Source organism: Stenotrophomonas testudinis, from assembly GCF_024499815.1.
Lineage (GTDB): Bacteria > Pseudomonadota > Gammaproteobacteria > Xanthomonadales > Xanthomonadaceae > Stenotrophomonas.
Map to the genome: position 1 here is coordinate 73350 of NZ_JAMOKY010000002.1, position 21509 is coordinate 94858.

Annotated in this window: 15 protein-coding genes; 9 read left to right on the forward strand and 6 right to left on the reverse strand. The window is 64.7% G+C overall.

Annotated features, from left to right (window positions below):
- Nucleotides 1–10: 10 nt before the first annotated feature.
- The 3 genes from NQ204_RS01740 to NQ204_RS01750 all read right to left on the reverse strand — a co-directional run bounded on the left by NQ204_RS01740 (nt 11) and on the right by NQ204_RS01750 (nt 1757).
- Nucleotides 11–514, reverse strand: coding sequence for a sensor histidine kinase (locus tag NQ204_RS01740; RefSeq protein WP_256642895.1), 504 nt, complete (start codon nt 512–514; stop codon nt 11–13).
- An 83-nt stretch (nt 515–597) separates the two neighbouring features.
- The gene (locus NQ204_RS01745; protein WP_256642896.1) at nt 598–1083 is read right to left on the reverse strand and encodes a type 2 periplasmic-binding domain-containing protein; all 486 of its coding nucleotides are present in this window, start codon (nt 1081–1083) and stop codon (nt 598–600) included.
- A gap of 125 nt (nt 1084–1208) precedes the next feature.
- Nucleotides 1209–1757: a response regulator transcription factor gene (locus NQ204_RS01750; protein ID WP_243402589.1), complete on the reverse strand. Its 549-nt coding sequence runs from the start codon at nt 1755–1757 to the stop codon at nt 1209–1211.
- Between the two features lie 354 nt (nt 1758–2111).
- Between NQ204_RS01750 and NQ204_RS01755 the strand changes: the two genes are divergently transcribed.
- On the forward strand, nt 2112–2456 hold the full coding sequence (locus NQ204_RS01755) for a hypothetical protein (RefSeq protein WP_256642897.1): 345 nt from the start codon (nt 2112–2114) through the stop codon (nt 2454–2456).
- A 180-nt stretch (nt 2457–2636) separates the two neighbouring features.
- On the forward strand, nt 2637–2996 hold the full coding sequence (locus tag NQ204_RS01760) for a DUF3653 domain-containing protein (protein WP_116862286.1): 360 nt from the start codon (nt 2637–2639) through the stop codon (nt 2994–2996).
- 358 nt (nt 2997–3354) lie between these two features.
- Here NQ204_RS01760 and NQ204_RS01765 read toward each other — a convergent pair whose 3' ends face one another.
- Entirely contained in the window at nt 3355–3921 is a 567-nt protein-coding gene (locus tag NQ204_RS01765; protein ID WP_116862288.1) for a TetR/AcrR family transcriptional regulator, read from the reverse strand.
- A gap of 177 nt (nt 3922–4098) precedes the next feature.
- On the opposite strand from NQ204_RS01765, the gene NQ204_RS01770 reads away from it, so the two are divergent.
- The 5 genes from NQ204_RS01770 to NQ204_RS01790 all read left to right on the forward strand — a co-directional run bounded on the left by NQ204_RS01770 (nt 4099) and on the right by NQ204_RS01790 (nt 16466).
- Nucleotides 4099–5196, forward strand: a complete 1098-nt coding sequence (locus NQ204_RS01770) for an alkene reductase (RefSeq protein ID WP_256642898.1) — start codon at nt 4099–4101, stop codon at nt 5194–5196.
- Nucleotides 5197–5252: 56 nt separating this feature from the next.
- On the forward strand, nt 5253–6041 hold the full coding sequence (locus tag NQ204_RS01775; protein ID WP_256642998.1) for an SDR family NAD(P)-dependent oxidoreductase: 789 nt from the start codon (nt 5253–5255) through the stop codon (nt 6039–6041).
- Nucleotides 6042–6114: 73 nt separating this feature from the next.
- Complete coding sequence (locus tag NQ204_RS01780; protein WP_256642899.1) at nt 6115–7119, forward strand: NADP-dependent oxidoreductase; 1005 nt, start codon at nt 6115–6117, stop codon at nt 7117–7119.
- A 378-nt stretch (nt 7120–7497) separates the two neighbouring features.
- Nucleotides 7498–16209 carry a glycoside hydrolase family 94 protein gene (locus NQ204_RS01785; RefSeq protein ID WP_256642900.1) on the forward strand — a complete coding sequence of 2904 codons (8712 nt, stop codon included), beginning with the start codon at nt 7498–7500 and terminating at the stop codon, nt 16207–16209.
- The gene (locus tag NQ204_RS01790; protein WP_116862292.1) at nt 16206–16466 is read left to right on the forward strand and encodes a hypothetical protein; all 261 of its coding nucleotides are present in this window, start codon (nt 16206–16208) and stop codon (nt 16464–16466) included. The genes NQ204_RS01785 and NQ204_RS01790 overlap by 4 nt, the downstream gene beginning before the upstream one ends.
- A 248-nt stretch (nt 16467–16714) precedes the next feature.
- Here NQ204_RS01790 and NQ204_RS01795 read toward each other — a convergent pair whose 3' ends face one another.
- Both NQ204_RS01795 and NQ204_RS01800 read right to left on the reverse strand, forming a co-directional pair.
- A complete protein-coding gene (locus NQ204_RS01795) occupies nt 16715–17338 on the reverse strand; it encodes a hypothetical protein (protein WP_243402594.1) in 624 nt (207 codons plus the stop codon).
- 569 nt (nt 17339–17907) lie between these two features.
- On the reverse strand, nt 17908–18837 hold the full coding sequence (locus tag NQ204_RS01800; RefSeq protein WP_256642901.1) for a LysR family transcriptional regulator: 930 nt from the start codon (nt 18835–18837) through the stop codon (nt 17908–17910).
- Nucleotides 18838–18991: 154 nt separating this feature from the next.
- Here NQ204_RS01800 and NQ204_RS01805 point away from each other — a divergent pair, with 154 nt between their 5' ends.
- Both NQ204_RS01805 and NQ204_RS01810 read left to right on the forward strand, forming a co-directional pair.
- The gene (locus NQ204_RS01805; protein ID WP_116862296.1) at nt 18992–19720 is read left to right on the forward strand and encodes a gluconate 2-dehydrogenase subunit 3 family protein; all 729 of its coding nucleotides are present in this window, start codon (nt 18992–18994) and stop codon (nt 19718–19720) included.
- A gap of 5 nt (nt 19721–19725) precedes the next feature.
- Nucleotides 19726–21501, forward strand: coding sequence for a GMC family oxidoreductase (locus NQ204_RS01810; protein WP_116862297.1), 1776 nt, complete (start codon nt 19726–19728; stop codon nt 21499–21501).
- Nucleotides 21502–21509: the final 8 nt, after the last annotated feature.

The window sequence follows — 21509 nt, forward strand, 5'->3', positions numbered from 1 at the left end:
TGCAATCCAATCAGTGGTGGTGGCGCATCCCGCGCTTCCTGCGCAAGCGTACCCTCATCCAGCACCCGCACCGGCACGCGCAGGATGAAACGACTGCCGCGACCATTGACGCTGTGTGCATCTCCACGCCGCCCACGTCGGTGAACTTGAGTGCGTTGCCCAGCAGGTTGTCCAGGATCTGGCGCAGGCAGTCGGGATCGCCCAGCACCGGTGGCAGGGTTTCGTCCGCATGCAGTTGCAGGTGCAGGCCTCGCTGCTGGGCCTGCGGCATGGCTGTCTGCACGGCCTGCATGCACAGTGCCGCTGGCGTGCATGTCCGTGGCCGCGCCCGGAAGCTGCCGTCCGGCAGTCGGGAGAAATCCAGGGCGCGGTTGAGCAGCCTGTGTAGGGTCTGGCCAGCATTGACGGCGATGGAAGCCAGTTCGTGCGCGCCGGCCGGCAAGGCGCTCTGCTTGAGCAGATTGACCGCCGTCACCATGGCCTGCGCCGCATTGCGTACTTCGTGATCGACCATGCCGGAGGCGTAATTCCGCTCACGCTGCCGCGCCAGGACGCGTGAGCGCCCGCGCCTGGATACGGCAAAAGAAACGGACAAAGCTAAGAGGGCCATGGCGCTGGCTGCAGGCTGGCCTCCAGGCCAATGGCTGCATCTGCCGTACCGGCATCGACCAGCGCCAGCGCCGCATGCATGTTAGGCGTCGCAAGAGCCTGCGCCTGCGAATGGCGCGCGGCCAGCCAGTCAGGGTAGGGGTCGCCTTTTACCGCGGCCAGCTTCAGGCCGTTCAATCCGCTGGCATCGTGGGGCAGGGGAGTGCCCAGCGGGCCTGCAAATACGGTATCGCCACCGCGAAACGGGCGGGACTGGATGAGACTGGCACAGGGCAAATGCAGGTCGGTTGCCGCACCTTGCACCAGTACCAGGTCAGCCTGCCGCGTGCAGACGGCCGCGATAGCGGCGAGGGTGCTGTCATACGGCTGTTCGACGAACGATAGGCCGGATTGCTGCGCCACCAATTTCGCATAACCATGCGCAATGGTGGGCGGCACGTCCGCCTGTGCCTGCTCGGGAAATGGTCGCAGCATCGGTCCAGTTGCGACACGCACTGGCCGCTGCGGATGCCCGGATGATTGCGGGCCATGCATTGTGGCGCTGGTCAGCAGGCAGGCTGCGAGTGACGCAATCGCCAAGCGCAGCCCCATTACCGCGATCACAGCGCCTGCAACTGGGTGCGCAGCGCGTAGATTTCGGCGTCATTACGCAGGCCCAGCTTGCGTAGCGCGGCTTTCTTCTGGGTGCTGATGGTCTTGATGCTGCGGTGGCGCTGCACTGCGATTTCGGACACTGTCATGCCGTCCAGCAGTAGATGCAGGACCTCGCGTTCGTTGCGACTGAGAGGTTCACGCGTAGGCGGCAGCTTGCATCCGGGCGGAAGCCGGAACAGACCCTGGGACACCCGGATCACTGCGTCTGACAGCTCGGACAGCGGCTCGCATTTGCTCACGTAGCCGCTGATTCCAGCATCCAACAGCACATGGATGCCGGCGTTCGACGAGTGCCCGGCAAACGCCAGCAGCGGCACCCGCGGTGCGCATTCGCGTAGCTTCAGTACCAGCTCTGGGCCGGTCAGGTCGTCCAAGCCCAGGGTGATGTCGATGATGGCCACGTCCACCGGGTGATTCATCAGGTACTGCAGCAGTGGCGTGCTGTGGCCATGGCTGGCGACGATCCTGAAGCGCGTATCGGTGCCGAGGTGCATGCCGACCCCTCGTCGGACGACATCATGATCGTCGAGCAGTGCCAGTCGAAGGCGACGCGGTGCAGGATATCCATTCATGCGCAGGGAGGTGATCGTCGCCCAGAGGCGTGGCGCTCATTCTGGCGCTGTCATCCTGGCGGTCATCGAATTCGTACGATTTTTGCGACTATTCCTAAATGGAGGTCTGCCTGCTGGGTTTTTGGTTTTGAAATCTGGAGGTCAGGGCCTTGGATGGGCGCTCAGAATCCAAGGGATTTTTGGCAATTAATGTGACGCGTCACGGCAATTTGGTTGGACGGTCCATGAGGAGGCGACATGCGGAGCGTAATCCGGTGGCGTGTTGCGGTCCTGGCGATGGCGTTGACGTTTTCCGAGGCTGGATCGGCGCAGAAGGCTCATTGCGCTCTGGATGAAAAGCGCATCGAAGTTGTCGGCGTCATGGCGATCGTTCCGGGCGGTCGGACACTCGGATCCATAAGTCTGGATGATGGCCGGTGTTTTGACCTGGCGTTGCCAGATAGCGTGTTGAAGCAACGGCGGAGTTGGCAGAACACGCGCGTGATGGTAAGTGGGCCATTGATGTACTGGCCTCAGGGGTTGGTTGCCGGGCTCATGTGGATCGACATCAAGGACCGGAAGGTTGAGGGCTTAGGGTGTTCGGGGAGCATCATCTATGTGGAGGGGATCAGGAGGCTGTAGGTGCTGTCTCGGCCCATGCTGCTGAGAACATAATATACATTATGCGAAATTGTGGATGGCCCGTGTATTGTGGATGGCCCGTGTTGCGGCCTTCGTCTCCTCCGCATGGCAACGGCTGGGCCTCTGGCTCGGCTCTTGCCTCCGGGATCGTTCCCCCGACAAGGACGAACTGGCAGCGTGATGGAATTTGACCCGTACAACCGCACTGAACTAACCGGCCCTTGGACCGGTTTTACTTTCCTGGGCAAACGGCTGATTACGCCCGAAGGCCGCGAGCTGCTGCCCGAGGATCTGGCCCGGCTTTCGCTCACCGTCTGCCAAGCGCAGGAATGGCGGCGGATGATGGAGCAGCTCCGCGGCAAGCCTGCTGGATCACCGGAACGAAACCAGTGCAGCGCAAGCGATTTGAAGGCAGTCGATGTGGCCACACTGATGGCCCGACCCCAGCTAAGGTTGTCCAGAGTGATGGCTGGTCCTGACGCCGAGCCACCCATGGCAGTAGGAACAAAGCCGGGGCCGAAGCCCCGTGCGCGCGGGTAAGGCGTTGACCGTAGGGGCCCTGCCCCTGCACCCGGATCGCTGATATCGGCAGCGCAGCCATTCGCCTTTGGCGTTACGCAGCTGTTCCCAGCCGTTGCTTAGACGTCGCATCGCCGTGCCACCCATGCAAGCAGCGCCAAGGCGCTTTGGCTCTGCGCTGCCGTAAGCGGGCAATCGCACCAGCTCGGCAGACGGCGTTGGAAGACCCTGACGGTGGGAACGCTACCGCATGTCGGAACGGGCAGCGAAGCGCATGTCCGAACGCGGTGTCCCGGAACAGCGGCTGGTCGCCGTCAGGCTAATCCACCGTCGGGACACCCACGCACGGTGGCAGCGAGGTCAAGGCCGCCTCGCATGGTCACTCCAGATTTGACAGGATTTCTTCCCGACACACGCTGAGGATCTCGTCCGCAAGTGAGGACTCATCCGGGCATGATCGCGACAGCACCACTGCCCCCACTGCCTGTGCGATGAGCGCAATGCGCTGGGCTCGCCGACGCGACACGGTCGTGGCATCCGCTTGATCCTTTGAGTCCACGTCCATTGCTAGTCGGGCTTCAATACCTGCGGCAAACACTTCCTTGAGAGATTCTGGCTGGCGAGCGGCATCGCTGCATAGGGCTGCCATCGTACAGCCTCGACCCGGCGCATCCCGATGCTCGCGCGATAGATAGCTGGCCACGAAGGTCCGGTAATCCATTTCGGCAACAGTTTCGGCCGATTTGGAAAAGCTGTGACTCGCGGCCTCGATCATCAAGTCGGCCTTTGAGGCGAAATTCTTATAGAAGCCGCCGTGCGTGAACCCGGCAGCCGCCATCAGGTCCGCCACGCCCACGCCGTCGTAGCCGCGCTCCCTGAAGAGCGTGGATGCGGTGTCGACGATGTGTGCCCGGTTAGCCTGGGCCTGCGCCTTGGTGACCTTCATGACGGGTTGTCTCTTGATGCTCTGCCTTGCTGTAAGCAGAGTTTATCACGGATAGATGATTGTCATCATCAAACCATTGACATCTAAGATTACGGTCATCATCATTGTACCGCCATGCAGGCGGCGACACTGCCGGCCCGTCCTTGTCACCCCACAACGATCGACCCTGCATCCACCATGATGACTTCGCCCCTCTTCCAGCCTTATCCCCTTGGCCCGCTTACCTTGGCCAACCGTATCGTGATGGCGCCACTAACGCGCAACCGTGCCGCTGCCGGCCTGGTGCCCAGTCCGCTGGCCGCCACCTACTACGCACAGCGCGCCTCGGCCGGCCTGATCATCACCGAGGCCACCCAGATTTCGGCGCAGGCCCAAGGCTACCAGGACACCCCAGGCCTTTATACGCAGGATCAGATCGATGGCTGGCGCACGGTCACTGAAGCCGTGCATGCACGCGGCGGACGCATCTTCGTGCAGCTGTGGCACGTGGGCCGCATCTCGCATGTGGACCTGCAGCCGGGCAACGCCGCGCCCGTGTCCGCATCGGCGATCCGCGCGCAGACAAAGACCTTCGTTCACAACGGCTTTGTTGATGTGTCCGAACCGCGCGCCTTGGAGATTGAGGAGCTACCCGAAATCGTCAACGATTTCCGCCAGGCTGCCGCCAATGCGATTGCCGCCGGGTTCGACGGTGTCGAAATCCACGCTGCAAACGGCTACCTGCTCGAACAGTTCATCAAGGACGGCGCCAACTTGCGCACCGACGCCTACGGCGGTTCGATCGAAAACCGTGCGCGCCTGCTGCTGGAGGTGGCTGCATCGGTGGCTGCTGAGATCGGTGCCGATCGTACCGGTGTGCGCATCTCGCCGGTCTCTCCGGCCAACGCCATCGCAACCATCAGCGACCCGCAGCCGCAGTATGACTACATTGTCGATCAGCTCAGCGCGCTGGGCATCGTCTACCTGCATGTGGTCGAAGGCGCGACCGGCGGCCCGCGCGACGTCGCCCCGTTCGATTTCGACGGCTTGCGCCGCCGTTTCAGCGGCACCTACTTGGCCAACAACGGCTATGACCTGGAACTGGCCGACGCGCATCTCGCCGCTGGCAAGGCCGACCTGTTCGCGTTCGGCCGTGCCTTCATCAGCAATCCGGATCTGGTCGAACGATTGAAGACCGGCGCGCCTTTGAACGCCTTGAACCCGGCCACGCTGTATGGCGGTGGCGCGGAAGGCTACACCGACTACCCCGCCCTGACTGGAACTCTCCCGCAGTAACCGTGCGGCCAGCGCCGGGCCGCGTCCCCGTTCGCCCATCACATTTCAAGAGACACATCATGAGCCTGCCTACCGTCCTCATCACCGGCGCTTCCAGCGGCATCGGTACCGTTTATGCCGAACGTTTTGCTCGCCGCGGCCACGATCTGGTACTGGTCGCGCGCGACAAGGGGCGTCTGGACGCGCTGGCCGAGCGCCTGCGCCACGACACCGGCGTTGCCGTCGACGTACTTCCGGCCGACCTGACCCAGCGCAGCGACCTGGCTACCGTTGAAGCCAGACTGCGCGACGATGCCCGCGTCGGCATCCTGGTCAACAACGCTGGCATCGCCCAATCCGGCAGCTTCACCGAGCAATCGGCCGACAGCATCGAACAGTTGGTCACGCTGAACACCCTCGCCCTGACCCGCCTGGCTGCCGCTATTGCACCGCGCCTGGCAAACGCTGGCGAAGGCGCGATCATCAACATTGGATCGGTGGTTGGGCTGGCGCCGGAGCTCGGCATGTCCGTGTACGGTGCGTCCAAAGCCTTCGTACTGTTCCTCTCGCAGGGGCTGAGCCTGGAGCTGACGCCAAAGGGCGTCTACGTGCAGGCCGTGTTGCCTGCCGCCACGCGCACCGAGATCTGGGAGCGTGCCGGTATCGATATCAACACGTTGCCGGAAGTGATGGATGTCGGCGAGCTGGTCGATGCCGCCCTGGTCGGTTTCGATCGCCGCGAGTCCGTCACCATTCCACCACTGCATGTGGCCTCACGCTGGGACACGCTGGACGCCTCGCGCCAAGGCCTGCTCTCGGACATCCGGCAGGCGCAGGCGGCGGAACGCTATCGCCCCGCCCAGTGAGTCTTGGGCTCACAGGTCCCCGCAATCCCTGCCCTGCAGCCCGACGGCATCCCTCATCAGAGACACACCGCGCATGAAAGCCTTCCTCATCGACCGCTACGGCAAAAAGGAAACCGGCCGCATCGGCGAGGCCCCAGAGCCTTCGCTGCGGGATGACGATGTTCTCATCCGCGTATCTGCGGCCAGCGTCAATGCGCTGGACACCAAGATCCGCACCGGCGAGTTCAAACTGATCCTGCCCTATCGCCTGCCGCAGATCCTTGGCAATGACATGGCCGGCACGGTGGTTAGTGTGGGTGCAGGGGTGCACCACTTCAAACCGGGCGATGAGGTGTATGCGCGTCCCGATGATGAACGCGTCGGGACGTTCGCCGAGTTCATCGCGGTCAAAGCCGCCTCAGTTGCCCTCAAGCCCAGCAACCTCAACATGGTGGAGGCGGCCTCACTGCCACTGGTAGCGCTCACCGCATGGCAGGCGTTGGTCGAAACGGCCCAGCTCAAACCGGGTCAGAAGGCTTTCATCCAAGCCGGCTCCGGCGGCGTCGGTACCGTAGCGATCCAGCTGGCCAAACATCTGGGTGCCTTCGTTGCCACCACCACCAGTACGGCCAATGTCGAGTGGGTAAAAGCATTGGGCGCTGATGTCGTCATCGATTACAGACAGCAGGATTTCGCGACTGAACTGCGTGACTACGATGTAGTGCTCAACAGCCTGGGCAAGCATGAGCTGACCCGATCGCTGCAGATCCTCAAGCCGGGCGGACATCTGATCTCCATCTCCGGACCACCCACACCCGCGTTTGCCGTGGCGCGCGGGCTTGCTTGGCCGCTGAAGCAGGTGCTGCGCCTGCTCAGCCGTGGCATCCGCAGCAGGGCCAAACGGCAGCGCGTAACGTACACGTTCCTGTTCATGCGTGCCAACGGGAGTCAGCTCAGCGAGATCACCTCGCTGGTGGAGTCCGGTGCCATCCGCCCGGTCATCGACCGGATTTTCACTTTCCAGGATACCCGGGGTGCGCTGGCCCATGTGGAGAGCGGGCGGACCAAGGGCAAAGTGGTGGTGGAGATGCCGCAGTAGCCAATGTCTTGACGGGGTACTGCCGACCATTTTTGAAGCGACTTGGATAAGTATTCCTCATCGCCGTCTCCGCCCGATGTCCGCTTGCGGCCAGAAGCGGACACTTGGGTCTAGCCGCCCAAGCGAATCGTCACTGTGTCGAGGTCTGGTGGCTCCCACCTCAAGTAGGCCGGCTGCCCCCATCCGTCCTTCCTGGGATATCAACTGATTTAGAGAAGTTAATCAGCTTCCTGGCCCGTCTGATATCTGCGCGCATTTAAAGGAGAGCAGGCTCGTAACCGTAAACAGCACAGGTAATTCCAGCAGGCGACTGGCCTTCACAGCCAGCGATGCACATCCGATGCAACTATGCAGGACGCGCCCCTCCCCTGGTAGCCCATGCCCCACCTTCGTCGTCTATTTGGCAGCTGGCTGCGCCTGCGTCGTCGCTTGCGTTGGCGATGGCGTGAGCACCAGGCCTCGGCGCCGGCCGTCGAGCCCGCCGAGGGCCCACTGCGCGCCGCGCTGTACAGCGTTGAACAGATGGAAGTGTACGGCCGGGCGCTTGCACGCCAGCATCGCGTACGGATGCACCCCGGCCCGGAGCGCTTGCTCGGTCGCCTGCAAGCCAATGAGCGCGTGCTGGTAGACGCCAACACGCTACTCAGCAGCGTGGTGCGCGAACAGCGGCCGGTGACCCCGGCGGGGGAATGGCTGCTCGACAACTACTACCTGATCGAGGAACAGATCCAGACCGCGCGCCGGCATCTGCCGCGCGGCTACAGCCGGCAGCTGCCTTCACTTGCCTCCGGCCCCTCGGCTGGATTGCCGCGGGTATATGAACTGTCGATGCAGGCCATTGCGCATGGTGATGGGCGCATTGACGCAGACACGCTGGGCCGGTTCATTGCCTCATACCAGTCTCTCGCGCCACTGAGCTTGGGCGAACTGTGGGCAGTTCCCATCATGCTGCGCCTGGCTCTGCTGGAAAATCTGCGGCGCATGGCAGCGCGGGTGATGCGCGACGGAACCGACCGCCGCCTGGCTTCGACATGGGCTGACAACCTGAATCAAGCTGCCTCCGAGACCCCCACCGAAGTGGTCCTCGTGGTTGCCGACCTGGCACGGTCCGCGCCGCCGTTGACCGGCGCATTCATCGCCGAGCTGACGCGCTCGCTGCAGGGGCGCGGCGGTGCGTGGGCCATGCCTGTCGCATGGTTGGAACAGTGGGCTGCAGCGGCCGGGCAGCGCGTGGACGAGCTGGTCGCCGCCGAGGGGCAGCAGCAGGCGGCCGATCAGGTATCCATCGGCAACAGCATCGGCAGCCTGCGCTTTCTGTCCACCATGGATTGGCGCACGTTTGTTGAAGAGATGAGTGTGGTGGAGCAGCGCCTGCGGGAAGACCCGATGGCCGTGTACGCGCAGATGGATTTCGCCACCCGCGACAGCTATCGCCACGTGGTGGAGAAGATCGCCCGCGGTAGCAGAATGGCAGAGGAGCGCGTTGCCCGCATCGCACTGGACCTGGCACGGGCGGCTACGCCGCCTGATGGGCCGCGGACGCACGTGGGCTACTGGCTGGTTGGCGAAGGCCGCAGCGCCACCGTTGAAGCGGTAGCGGAGGCAGCACCGCGCCACCGCAGGGCGCGGCAACTGGCACACCGCGTGCCGCTTGCGCTGTACCTGCTGCCGATCGCCGTGCTGGCAGTTCTGGCCACCGCTGCCCTGCTGGCAACCGGCGGTGGTTCTGTGCACATCTGGCTGGCCGCGCTGCTCGCGCTGCTGGTGTTCAGTGAACTGGGCATCGTGCTGGTGAACTGGGCCGCGACGGTGCTGGTTGCACCCAGGCCGCTGCCCAAGCTGGATTTCAGCGAGGGCATTCCTGCCGCCTGCGCCACCGTGGTCGCGGTCCCCTCGATGCTGTCCAGCATGGACGGAATCGACGTGCTGGTCGAAGCGCTGGAGGTCCGCTTCCTGGCCAACCGAGATCCGCAGCTGCGCTTCGTGCTGCTGACGGACTTTCTCGACGCAGCGGCAGCCACGGTGGCGATGGACGACGCCCTGCTTGCGCACGCCGTGGCGCGGATCGAAGCGCTGAACAGCCGCTACGCGCCTGAGCGCGGTGATCGCTTCTACCTGCTGCACCGCCCCAGGCAATGGAATCCTGGTGAAGGTGTGTGGATGGGATACGAGCGCAAGCGCGGCAAGCTGGCAGCGCTCAATGCCCTGCTCCGGCAGGGCGATGCCGCCGCGTTCATGCGCATCGTCGGCGATGCGGCTGCGTTGATCGGTGTCCGTTACGTCATCACGCTGGATTCGGACACGCAACTTCCGCGCGATGCGGCACGCGCGTTTGTCGCCACCTTGGCGCACCCACTCAACCGCCCGCGCTTCGACCCGACGCTGCAACGCGTGGTGGAAGGGTACGGCATCCTGCAGCCCAGCGTCGGCACCAGCCTGGGCCGGCGCCGAACCTCGCGTTTTGCCCGGATGTTCGGCAGCGAGCCTGGCATCGATCCATACACGCGCATGGTCTCCGACGTCTACCAGGACCTGTTCGACGAAGGCTCGTTCGTGGGCAAGGGCATCTATGACGTCGACGCCTTCGAACAAGCGCTCGAGGGCCGCCTGCCCGAGAACCGCATCCTCAGCCACGACTTGCTTGAAGGCTGCTATGCGCGCGCAGGTCTGGTGAGTGACGTGCGCCTGTACGAGGACTACCCCGAACGTTACGCTGCCGACGCCAAGCGCCGGGCGCGCTGGATCCGCGGTGACTGGCAGCTGTTGCCCTGGTTGATGCCGTGGACACCGCGCCCGGGCCCGGGCCGGGAGCGCAACCGGCTCAGCCTGCTGTCCCGCGGCAAGTTGCTGGACAACCTGCGCCGCAGCCTGGTGCCGATCGCTGCCCTGGCCTTGCTGGTGCTGGGCTGGTTGTATGCCGGAAACCCTGCTGCCTGGACGGCGTGGGTGCTGGCCCTGTGGTTCGCCCCGCCGGTGGTAGGAATGCTGCGCGATGCACTGAGCGTTCCGGACGACACACCACTGGAGGCGCATTACATCAAGGTCGGGCGCGGTACGCTGCAGTCGTTGCTGCGCGCGTCGACCCAGGTCGCATGTCTGCCCTTCGAAGCGTTGCTGGCCAGTGATGCGGTGCTGCGCACGCTCTGGCGCATGGCCGTCACGCGCCGTCACCTGCTGCAGTGGAACCCCTCCAGCGAAGTCGAGCGCCATCTCGGTAGTGACCGCGGTGCGGAATGGAGGGTGATGGCGCCGGCTTCACTGCTGTCACTGGCTCTGTTGGCCGCAGTGGCCAGCGTACGCCCGCAGGCATTGCCGCCCGCCCTGCCCTTGCTGTTGGCATGGACCTTTGCGCCGGCGTTGATGGCTTGGTTGGGCCGTCCCCCTGCGGCCATCGTGGCGGAGCTGTCCGTTACGCAGCGGGCGTTTCTGGGCCGGCTGGCGCGGCGCACCTGGTCTTTCTTCCAGGCCTGGGTGCGTGAGCAGGATCATTGGTTGCCACCGGACAACATCCAGGAGCACCCGTCGCTGGTGGTGGCGCGCCGCACCTCGCCAACCAACATCGGCCTGTCCCTTCTGGCCAATCTGTCGGCGTGGGATTTCGGCTACCTGCAGATGGGCGCGGTTGCTGAACGTACGGCCCTCACCTTCGATACGCTGGACAAGCTGCCGCGCCATCGCGGTCACTTCCTCAACTGGTACGACACCGGAACCCTTGCGCCGCTGCCGCCGCGCTATGTCTCCACCGTGGACAGCGGCAACCTGGCCGGCCATCTGCTGACGCTGCGCCAGGGCCTGCTCGCACTGGTGGATGCGCCGGTACTGGCGCCGCACACGTTCGACGGCCTGGCCGATACCCTCGGTGTACTGGAAGAGGAACGGCAGCGTTATCGCCCCAACGATGCACCACTGGTCGAGGGGCTCAATCACCTTCGCCAGCGTCTGGCGTCTGCGTGTATCGATCGCCCTGCCGGAACGGCGGAGACTCGTGCCCGCTTGCAGGAGTTGGCGGGCCTGGCCGACCTATTGCTGGCGCAGTGGCCCGCACCGCCGTCGCCCCGGGAAGGCGAACTGCATTGGCCGGGCCTGTTCGCTGCCGAATGCCACGCCGCCCAGGCGGCACTCGCTGAACTCCCTGCCGATGCCACGATGGACGATGAGTCCCCGGTGCCAAGCCTCCGCCAGCTGGCCGCCCTGCCCGGTACAGCGGGTGCGGACGCGCGCGCGCGCATTGAGGAGCTGCAGGGCCTGGCGCACCGCGCCGGGCAGTTCTCGCTGATGGAATACGGGTTCCTGTTCTACCGCACCCGCAACCTGCTCTCGATCGGCTACAACGTCGACGACCATCGCCTCGACAACAGCTTCTACGACCTGCTGGCCTCCGAAGCGCGGCTGTGCGCCTTCGTCGCCATCGCCCAGGGCCAGCTGGCGCAGGAAAGCTGGTTCGCGCTTGGGCGGATGCTCACCGAGGTCAACGGTACGCCGACGCTGTTGTCATGGAGTGGCTCGATGTTCGAGTACCTCATGCCCCAGCTGGTGATGCCCAGCTATCCGGACACGCTGCTGGACCAGACCACGCGGCAGGCGGTCGAGGCGCAGATCGTCTACGGTCGTACCCTGAACCTGCCATGGGGGGTGTCCGAGTCCGGCTACAACGCCGTCGATGCCCGCCTGAACTACCAGTACCGGGCGTTTGGTGTGCCGGGACTGGGGCTCAAGCGTGGCCTCGGCCAGGATCGGGTCATCGCACCCTATGCGAGCATGATGGCACTGATGGTGGCGCCGGAAGCAGCCTGCCAGAACCTGCAGGAGCTGGAGGCATTGGGCTTTACCGGACGCTTTGGCATGTACGAGGCCATCGACTACACGCCCGCGCGAGTGCCGCCCGGGCAGGATCACGTACTGTTGCGTTCGTTCATGGCCCACCACCAGGGCATGGGTCTGCTGTCGCTGGACTACCTGCTGCGCGATCAGCCAATGCAGCGCCGGTTCCTTGCCGACGTCGAGTTCCAGGCCACCCTGCTGTTGCTGCAGGAGCGCATCCCGCGCATCGGCGTATTCCACCCGCACGAGGTGGAGGCGCTGGGCGAGCACTCGGCCATGGCCGAGGACGAGACGTCGCTGCGTGTGCTGCAGGATCCGGGCGGCCCCCGCCCGGAAGTACAGCTGCTGTCCAACGGCCGCTATCACGGCATGCTGACCCACGCCGGCGGTGGCTACAGCCGCCATGGCGACCTGTCGCTCACCCGCTGGCGTGAGGATGGCACCACCGACGCCTGGGGGTCGTTCTGCTATCTGCGTGATGTGGACAGCGGCGAGTTCTGGTCCGCCGCGTACCAACCCACCTGCGTGGCGGTAGACCATTACGAGGCGATCTTCTCGGACGCCAAGGCGGAATTCCGTGGTACGCGCCGCGGCTGCGAGAGCCACCTGCAGGTTGCCATCTCCGCCGAGGACGACATCGAGCTCAGGCGCCTGCGCCTGACAAATCGCAGCCGTCGCCCGCGCACCGTGGAGGTCACCACCTATGCCGAAGTGGTACTGGCACCCGCTGCGGCCGACGATGCGCATCCGGCCTTCAGCAATCTCTTCGTGCAGAGCGAGATCCTGGCGGCCAAGCAGGCCGTGTTATGCACCCGCCGTCCTCGTTCGCACGACGAGGTGCCGCCATGGATGTTCCATCTGGTAGCGGTGCATGACGCAGCAGTCGTCTCGATTTCCTACGAAACCGACCGTGCGCGCTTCCTGGGCCGTGGCAATACGCCACGGGCACCGCAGGCGTTGACCACCGACACCGATCTGTCCGGCACCGACGGCTCAGTGCTCGATCCAATCGTGGCCATCCGCGTCCGCGTGGTGCTTGAGCCAGAGCAGACGGTGCAGCTCGACATGGTGTATGGCGTTGGCGCCGACCGCCCCGGTTGCGAGGTGCTGGTAGACAAATACCGTGACCGCCGCCTGGCCGACCGCGTCTTTGACCTGGCATGGACACACAGCCAAGTGGTGCGCCGGCAGATCAACGCCAGCCAGGCCGAGGCGGCGCTGTACGAGCGCTTGGCCGCCCACGTGCTGTACGCCGGGCCACTGCTGCGCGCGGGTGCCGGGGTTCTGCTGCAGAACCAGCGCGGACAATCCGGGCTATGGAGCCATGCCATCTCGGGTGACCTGCCCATCGTGCTGCTCAAGGTCACCGATGCGGACAACGTGGAACTGGTCAGGCAGCTGGTGCAGGCGCACGCCTATTGGCGCCAGAAGGGGCTCAATACCGATCTGGTCATCTGGAACGACAGCAAGGCCGGCTATCGGCAGGAACTGCAGGACCAGATTCTGGGGATGGTGGCCGCCAGTTCGGAAACGGGCCTGCTGGACCGCCCCGGCGGCATCTTCGTACGGCCGGTGCAGAACATGACTCACGAGGACCGAGTCCTGTTGCAGGCGGTGGCACGGGCGGTGATCAGCGACGAAGACGGCACCCTCGCTGCGCAGGTCGGCCGCCAATCGCTGCCTCAGCGACGGATCCCGCCCCTGGTGCCGCAGGCGGTACAGCAGGAGCTGGCCGTGTTGCCGGACGCGGCGCCGGGGCTCCCCATCGTCACTGACGCGGGCCCCGACGCCGGCTTGCCCCCGGGCGCCGAGCACGACGAGGAGATGGATGATCCGTGGCCGTTCCTTCCCTGCCGTGGCGCCGGCCAGTTCGACAACGGCACCGGCAGTTTCAGCGAGGACGGCCGCGAGTACGTCGTGGTGGTGCGCGAAGGCGCGCCGACGCCGGCGCCATGGGCCAACGTGATCGCCAACGCCCGCCTGGGCACGGTCGTCAGCGAAAGTGCGCCGGGCTACACGTGGTTCGAGAATGCGCACGAATTCCGCTTGACGCCCTGTCTCAATGACCCGGTCTCGGACACGGGCGGCGAGGCGTTTTACCTGCGCGATGAGGAAACCGGTCATGTCTGGTCGCCAATGCCGCTGCCGCGCAGGGGCACCGGGGCATACCGTACGCGCCATGGATTCGGCTACACGGTCTACGAGCATGTCGAGGACGGCATCGCCAGTGAGCTGTGGGTGTTTGTCGACGTCGCCGCGCCATTGAAGTTCTCGGTCATGCGCTTGCAAAACCTGTCGGGCAGGACACGGCGGCTGTCCGCCATCGGCTACGTCGAGTGGGTGATGGGTGACCTGCGCGCGAAGTCGCGCATGCACGTGGTCACCGAGCGCGATCCACAGACCGGGGCGCTGCTGGCGCGAAATGCCTATAGCACCGACTTCGGCGGCCGGATGGCTTTCTTCGACACCGATGCCGACGGCTGCGGCTGGACCTGTGATCGCCTGGAGTTCATCGGCCGCAACGGTAGCCTGCATGCACCGGCGGCGCTGGGGCGAGAACGGCTGGATGGGCGGACGGGTGCAGGCCTGGATCCCTGCGCGGCGATCCAGGTGCCACTGGAGCTGCCGCCAGGCGACCGCAGTGAAACCACGTTCCGCCTTGGTGCCGGCCGCGACCGCGAGGAAGCGCTGGCGCTGGCACGAAGCCGCCAGGGCGCCCAGGAGGCCATCGACGCGCTGGACGCGGTGCGCATCCACTGGCGCAATGTGCTGGCCACGGTGCAGGTGCGTACGCCGGACCCGGCGTTGGACGCACTGGCCAATGGCTGGCTGATCTACCAGACACTGGGGTGCCGCTACCTGGCGCGCAGTGGCTACTATCAGTCAGGCGGAGCGTTCGGCTTCCGCGACCAACTGCAGGACGCGCTCGCCCTCGTGCACACTCGCCCGGAGCTGACCCGCGAACACCTGCTGCTGTGCGCTGCACACCAGTTCACCGAAGGCGACGTGATGCACTGGTGGCATCCGCCGCAAGGTCGGGGCGTGCGCACCCGCTGCTCCGACGATTATCTGTGGCTACCCCATGGCGCGTGCCGTTACCTGGAGATCACCGGCGACGCGAGTGTGCTGGAGGACGTGGTCGGCTTCATCGAGGGGCGTGCAGTGACCGCGGAAGAGGAAGGCTACTACGACACGCCTACACCTTCGACGCAGCGCGACACCCTGTACGCGCACTGCGTGCTGGCGCTTGAACGCGGTTGCCGGCTGCTTGGCGAGCGCGGTCTGCCGTTGATGGGGAGCGGTGACTGGAACGATGGCATGAACCGCGTCGGCGACCAGCAGCGTGGTGAAAGTGTGTGGCTCGGGTTCTTCCTGCATGACACGCTCCACCGCTTCATCGGGGTGGCCAACGCGCGTGGCGATGCCTCCCGGGCGCAGTGGTGCCAACAGCAGGCCGAAAGCCTGCGCCAGAATCTCGAACAGCATGCCTGGGATGGGCAATGGTATCGCCGCGCCTGGTTCGACAACGGCGCCCCGTTGGGCTCGTCCCAGAACCAGGAGTGCCGCATCGACTCGATTTCACAGAGCTGGTCGGTGCTGTCAGGCGTTGCTGCACCTGAGCGTGCCACGCAAGCGCTGGAGTCGCTTTACACGCATCTGGTGCGAAAGGACGCCCAGTTGATCCAGCTGCTCGATCCGCCCTTCGACCAGACCACGGAAGACCCCGGCTACATTCGTGGATACGTACCCGGCGTGCGCGAGAATGGCGGCCAGTACACCCACGCGGCCGTGTGGGCGGCCATGGCATTCGCACAGCAGGGAGACACGGTGCGTGCCTGGGAGCTGGCCGGCATGATCAACCCGCTCAATCACGCGCTGGATCCGGAGGCGGTGCAGATCTACCGCGTCGAGCCCTATGTGTTGGCGGCGGACGTATACGCCGTATCTCCACACCTCGGGCGCGGCGGCTGGACGTGGTACACCGGTTCGGCCGGCTGGATGTATCGCCTGTTGGTCGAATCCCTGCTCGGCATACGTCGCGAGGGCAATCGCCTATCGCTCGCGCCCTGCCTCCCCGATCACTGGCCATCATTCGAACTGAGCTACCGCTTCGGCCGCAGCTTCTACGAATTCGTGGTGACCCGCACTGCGCACGGCCAGCCTACGCTGCATGTAGATGGAATGCTGCAGCCGGACCTTACCGTCGTGCTTCGGGATGACGGCCATCACTACCGTGTTGCGCTTGATCTAGGGGCGGCCACGGGATGAACGTCCGCCCCGAAATCCAGGTGCAGCTTGATGCGCTGGGCGAGATGCTGGTGCACTGGTTGGTACAGGTGCGGCATCCGGCGCAGTTCTGGCCGCAGTTTGAATTGCTGGCTGGGGAGATTCTGGACCAATGCGAGCACGCTGAGAGAGGTCATGCGCACGCGGCCGTCCAGGCCATGCTCAAACGCCACGCTTTGCAGCTGCCTGAATGGCACCAGCGTGACAGCAGGTTGCCACCGAGGACGTCAGGAGAGTAGTCACTGTTACTACCCTGGATGATCAGCAGGATGGCTTTGTGGCCTTCTCATTCTTACACTGAAAATCCGTCAGAGACGTTTTGCATCCATCACTGATAGCGAGCCCTGACCTCCTTAACCCCGATGTCCCCTATCGGCCAGGAGCGGACATCTACCCTACCCCTGATAACGCGCCCTCTGCCGCATACGAAAATTGCTTGCGGCGGCCACACCAAGCTTCCCGAACCGGGCAGGCGCAGTCAAAACGGCTACTTCGTGCCCGGGACCACGCTTGTAGCCTTACGCGCAATTTCGAGCGATGTAATGTCGCTGGCCGGGAGAAGCGTTGTCGTCTTTTTCGCGTGGTCCCACAAACCATACGTATCACCAAGGCGCCCTGACAAGACCAGGTCGCCACGCGTGCCGGCTTCAGTGCGGAGGATGGAGGTGTAGGGTTGGTCCCCTGTAGTGCTGTCCGCCGCCCGCTTCTCGCCGAGCCAGCTTGAAACAACCGACACGTAGACCAGCAATAACAGCGAGTGGATCATCCACGGCGAGTCCTTGATGGCACGGGGTACCACAGGCGAAAACTGGACCGCCAGTGCGCAGCAAAGGGTCAAGATCATCCCAATAAGCGCGACCCATGCCTCTGCCCACCAGATGAGGCCAGCAAGCGTGCCGAAGAAGACTATCGGAACTACCCATGCGCGGGCCCCGCCCTTTGCGGTCTGGCCCGTCAGCCGTGCTTCGATCCAGCTGGCGAGCAGCATCCCAACCGCCAAGAGAAACAGCACAAAAGCCATAGCGGCCAACCCAGCCAGGGCCAGTTCCCCTACCGCGACAAACTGGAACGGGTCCAGGCCGAAGTACCCCCAAAAGGCCTTCAGGTACAAGGCGCCTTGAACCAGTCCAAATGTGGCCAGAGCCGATCCCCAGCCCGCGAGTCCGGCTGGCAATCCGTCGGCCGGCTATGCCGGGCGGTGCGTGGAGGCCTTGCGTCTGCCGGTCGGATTGCACACCGGATTTCGAGCCACGCATCGTCCGCCACCTTGTGTTGTAGAGGTGACAGCCCGTGGGGCGCACAACAAGCCCCATATCGTCATAGGAATCTTCAAGGTCATCATCGACAAGAATGTGGCAGTTGGGCGGCAATGTGGGCTCCTTCTTTGCAAAGCAGACCCGCAGTCCTGAGTGGTGCCTGGCGCGGTCGATGACCAGCGCTGCTTCGTCCTTCAATCCATCGCCGCTCATGTCGAGGCTTGCTTTGGCGAAGCGGCTGCTGCGCTCAGGAGGATAAAACGGCTCATGGCTATCCGTGGCCTTCTTGAGGGATCTGGCTCCTGCCAGCGGATACATCACGGGCCAAGCCAATACCAGCATTCGGGTGCGGCGCCCCACGCGGGGGCTGCGAGAGAAAAGCAGCCGAGCAGGCTCGACTCTACGGTTCGCGGGCGGTTCCGGATTAATCGGGTGGTATGTTCGGATCGGTTGCATAGCGCCAGGCGATGGTGCTCTGCAGGTGGCACTGCAGGTGGTCGAGGAACACGCGCACCCGAGGCGCCAACTGCTTGCCGGGCCCATGCACGGCACTCAGCGGTGAGGTCGCCAATGCGTGGTCGGGCAGCACCTCCACCAGCCGGCCAGCCTGCAGATCTTCTGCCACATCCCAGATGGATTTTCGCGCAATGCCGGCGCCCTGCACGGCCATCAACTGCGCCACTTCGCCGTCATCGCACAGGGTCATGGCGTTGACCGGTGCGGCAATGGTCCGGCTGCCTTCCAGGAAGCGCCAATGGCTGACCGGCGGGCTGCCGCTGGCAATGCAGTCGTGGCCCTGCAGATCGGCGATGCGGCGCGGCATGCCCCGCCGCTGCAGATACTCGGGGGATGCGCACAGCACCCGCCGGTTGGGAGCCAGTTGCCGCGCCACCAGGCGCGAATCGTCCAGCGCGCCGTAGCGCAGGGCCAGTTCGATGCCCTCGCCCACCAGGTCCACCACTTCATCGCGCAGTGAAAGGTGTACCCGCACCCCCGGATGGGCCTTCTGGAAGCTGCGCACCGCCGGCACCACGTGGCGGCGGCCAAACCCGTTGGGCGCGGTCAGCCGCAGCACGCCGGCCACCACATCCTGGCGCTGCTCCAAGGCAGCTTCTGCGGCGTCCACGGCATCCAGCACGTTCTGGCAATGCACCCGGAAGAGTTGCCCCTCATCGGTCAACGAGGCGCGCCGCGTACTGCGGTGGAGCAGCCGCACTTTCAGCCTGCGCTCCAGCGAGGTCAGCCGCTTGCTCACCACCGCGAGGGATACCCCCAGGTCGCGCGCAGCGGCAGAAAGGCTGCCGCCGTGAACGATGCGCTCGAAGGTACGCAGCTCGTGGAGGTCATCGATCACGGCACTTCTTTCCGTTGGGGCAACAGTTCATTTCCCATATTGCCATTACGGAAAGTCTGCTGCATCCACACAATGGGTTGATCGTGAATGCGCACGCGCTCGCGACAGCTCGCGCGCGATGCTTCACAACAGCCACCCTGCAGGTAGCCAGACCATGAACGACAACTCCGACAAGCCCCTGCCGGCGCTCACCCGCCGTCGCTTTTTCCAGGGCCTGACCCTTATCCCCGTTGCCGCAGCGCTGCCGGGCTGCGCCCCGGGTGCTGCCCCCGGCGAGGCCGCGCCCCGCGCCGATGCAAGCACGCCGTATGCCCCGCAGTTCTTCACGGCGGCCGAGTGGTCCTTCGTGGTGGCGGCCTGCGACCGGCTGATTCCCTCGGACGAGGTGGGGCCCGGCGCGGTGGAATCGGGCGTGCCCGAGTTCCTCGACCGCCACATGCAGACGCCCTACGCCGCCGGGGATATCTGGTACATGCAGGGCCCCTTCCTGGAAGCGCCCAGCGAATTTGGCTACCAGGGCAAGCTGGTGCTGCGTGACATTCTGCGCGTGGGCATTGCTGCATTTGATGCGCAGTGCCGCCAGCAGCATCAGGGCAGGACCTTTGCCCAGCTGGACCACGCCGAGCAGGAAACCCTGCTAAAGGCGGCCGAGGGCGGCAAGCTCGAACTGGAAGGCATTTCCAGCAAGCTGTTCTTCTCAAATCTGCTGGGTGAGGTGAAGAACGGCTACTTCGCCGACCCCAAGTACGGCGCGAACAAGGACATGGGGGCCTGGAAGATGATCGGCTACCCCGGCATGCGCGCCGATTACCTGGATTGGATTGGTATACGGGACAAGGCCTACCCCTTGCCGCCCGTGGATCTGGCTGGACGGAGAGGCTGAAGCACATGGCACTTGTGAAACCGAAGGTCGACGCGGTCATCGTCGGCATGGGCTGGACAGGCGCGATCCTGGCCAAGGAACTGACCGATGCGGGCCTGCACGTGGTGGCGCTGGAACGCGGCGGCGACCGCGATACCCAGCCTGATTTTGCCTACCCCAACGTGGTGGACGAACTGGAGGGTTCGGTACACCGGCGTTATCTGCAGAGCCTGTCGCAGGAAACGGTGACCATCCGCCACAAGACTTCCGATACGGCCGTGCCCTACCGGCAGATGGGCTCCTTCAAGCCGGGTACCGGCGTGGGCGGTGCGGGCAGCCACTGGTCAGGCGCGCATTTCCGGCCTCTTCCGGAAGACATGAAGCTGCGCAGCAACGTGGAAGAGCGTTATGGCAAGGCCTTCATACCGGCCGACATGACCATCCAGGATTTCCCGGTGACCTATGCCGAGCTGGAGCCGCACCTGCACATGTTCGAGCTGGTGTGCGGCACCTCCGGCAAGGCCGGTGTCATCGACGGCGTGGTGCAGCAGGGTGGCAACCCGTTCGAGGGCTCGCGCTCGGCCGAATACCCGCTGGGCCCCAACCCCAACTACCTGGGCGGCGAGCTGTTCTACAAGGCGGCCAAGGAAATGGGCTGGCACCCCTACCCCATCCCGGCCTCGAACGCGTCCGGCCCGTATGTGAACCCGTATGGCTGCCAGCTGGGGCCGTGCAACGCCTGCGGTTTCTGCAGTGACTACGGCTGCCTGAATTACTCCAAGGCCAGCCCGAATGCCTGCATCCTGCCCGTGCTGCGCCAGCGACCCAAGTTCGAGCTGCGCACCCATTCGCAGGTGCTGAAGGTGAACCTGGATGGCAGCCGCAGCAAGGCCACGGGCGTGACATACCTGGATGCGCAGGGCCGCGAGGTGGAACAGCCGGCCGACATGGTGCTGCTGTGCGCGTTCCAGCTTTACAACGTGCACCTGATGCTGCTGTCCGGTATAGGCCAGCCGTACGACCCGGAAAGCAATACCGGCACGGTGGGTCGCAACTATTCCTACCAGAACCTCAACCGGGTGGTGCTGTTCTTCGACGAGACGGTGCAGGCCAATGGCTTCATCGGCATTGGCGGCGCCGGCACCACCATGGACGATCTCAACGGCAACCAGCTGGACAACGCGAAGGCAGGCTTCGTGGGCGGCGGTCTGGTGTGGGCGCGGCAGCCCGGCGCGGGCCCAGTGCGCGGCATCAACGTACCCAGCGGTACGCCGGCCTGGGGCGCCAAGTGGAAGAAGGCGGCGGCGGACAACTTCCGCCACAACTTCTACTACGAGGTGCAGGGGGCATGCATGTCCTACCGGCAGCACTACCTGAGCCTGGACCCAACTTACAAGGATGCCTTCGGCCGACCGCTGCTGCGCATGACCTTTGACTGGCACCCGAACGAGATCAAGGCCTCGCAGTTCTTCGTGGACAAGGCCATGCAGATGAGCAAGGTGCTGGACCCGCTTTCGATGAGCGGCGATGCCAAGAAGGTCGGCGAACGCTACAACATCACCAAGTACCAGAGCACGCATACCTGTGGCGGCGCGATCATGGGTGCAGACCCGAAGACCTCCGCGCTCAACCGCTACCTGCAGAGCTGGGATGTCTCCAACGTTTTCGTGATCGGCGCCAACGCCTTCCCGCAGAACAACGGCTACAACCCCACCGGCCTGGTGGGTGGCCTGGCCTACTGGGCGGCCACGGCCATCCGCGAAAAGTACCTGCCCGACCCGGGCCCGCTGGTGCAGGCTTGAGGACGCGA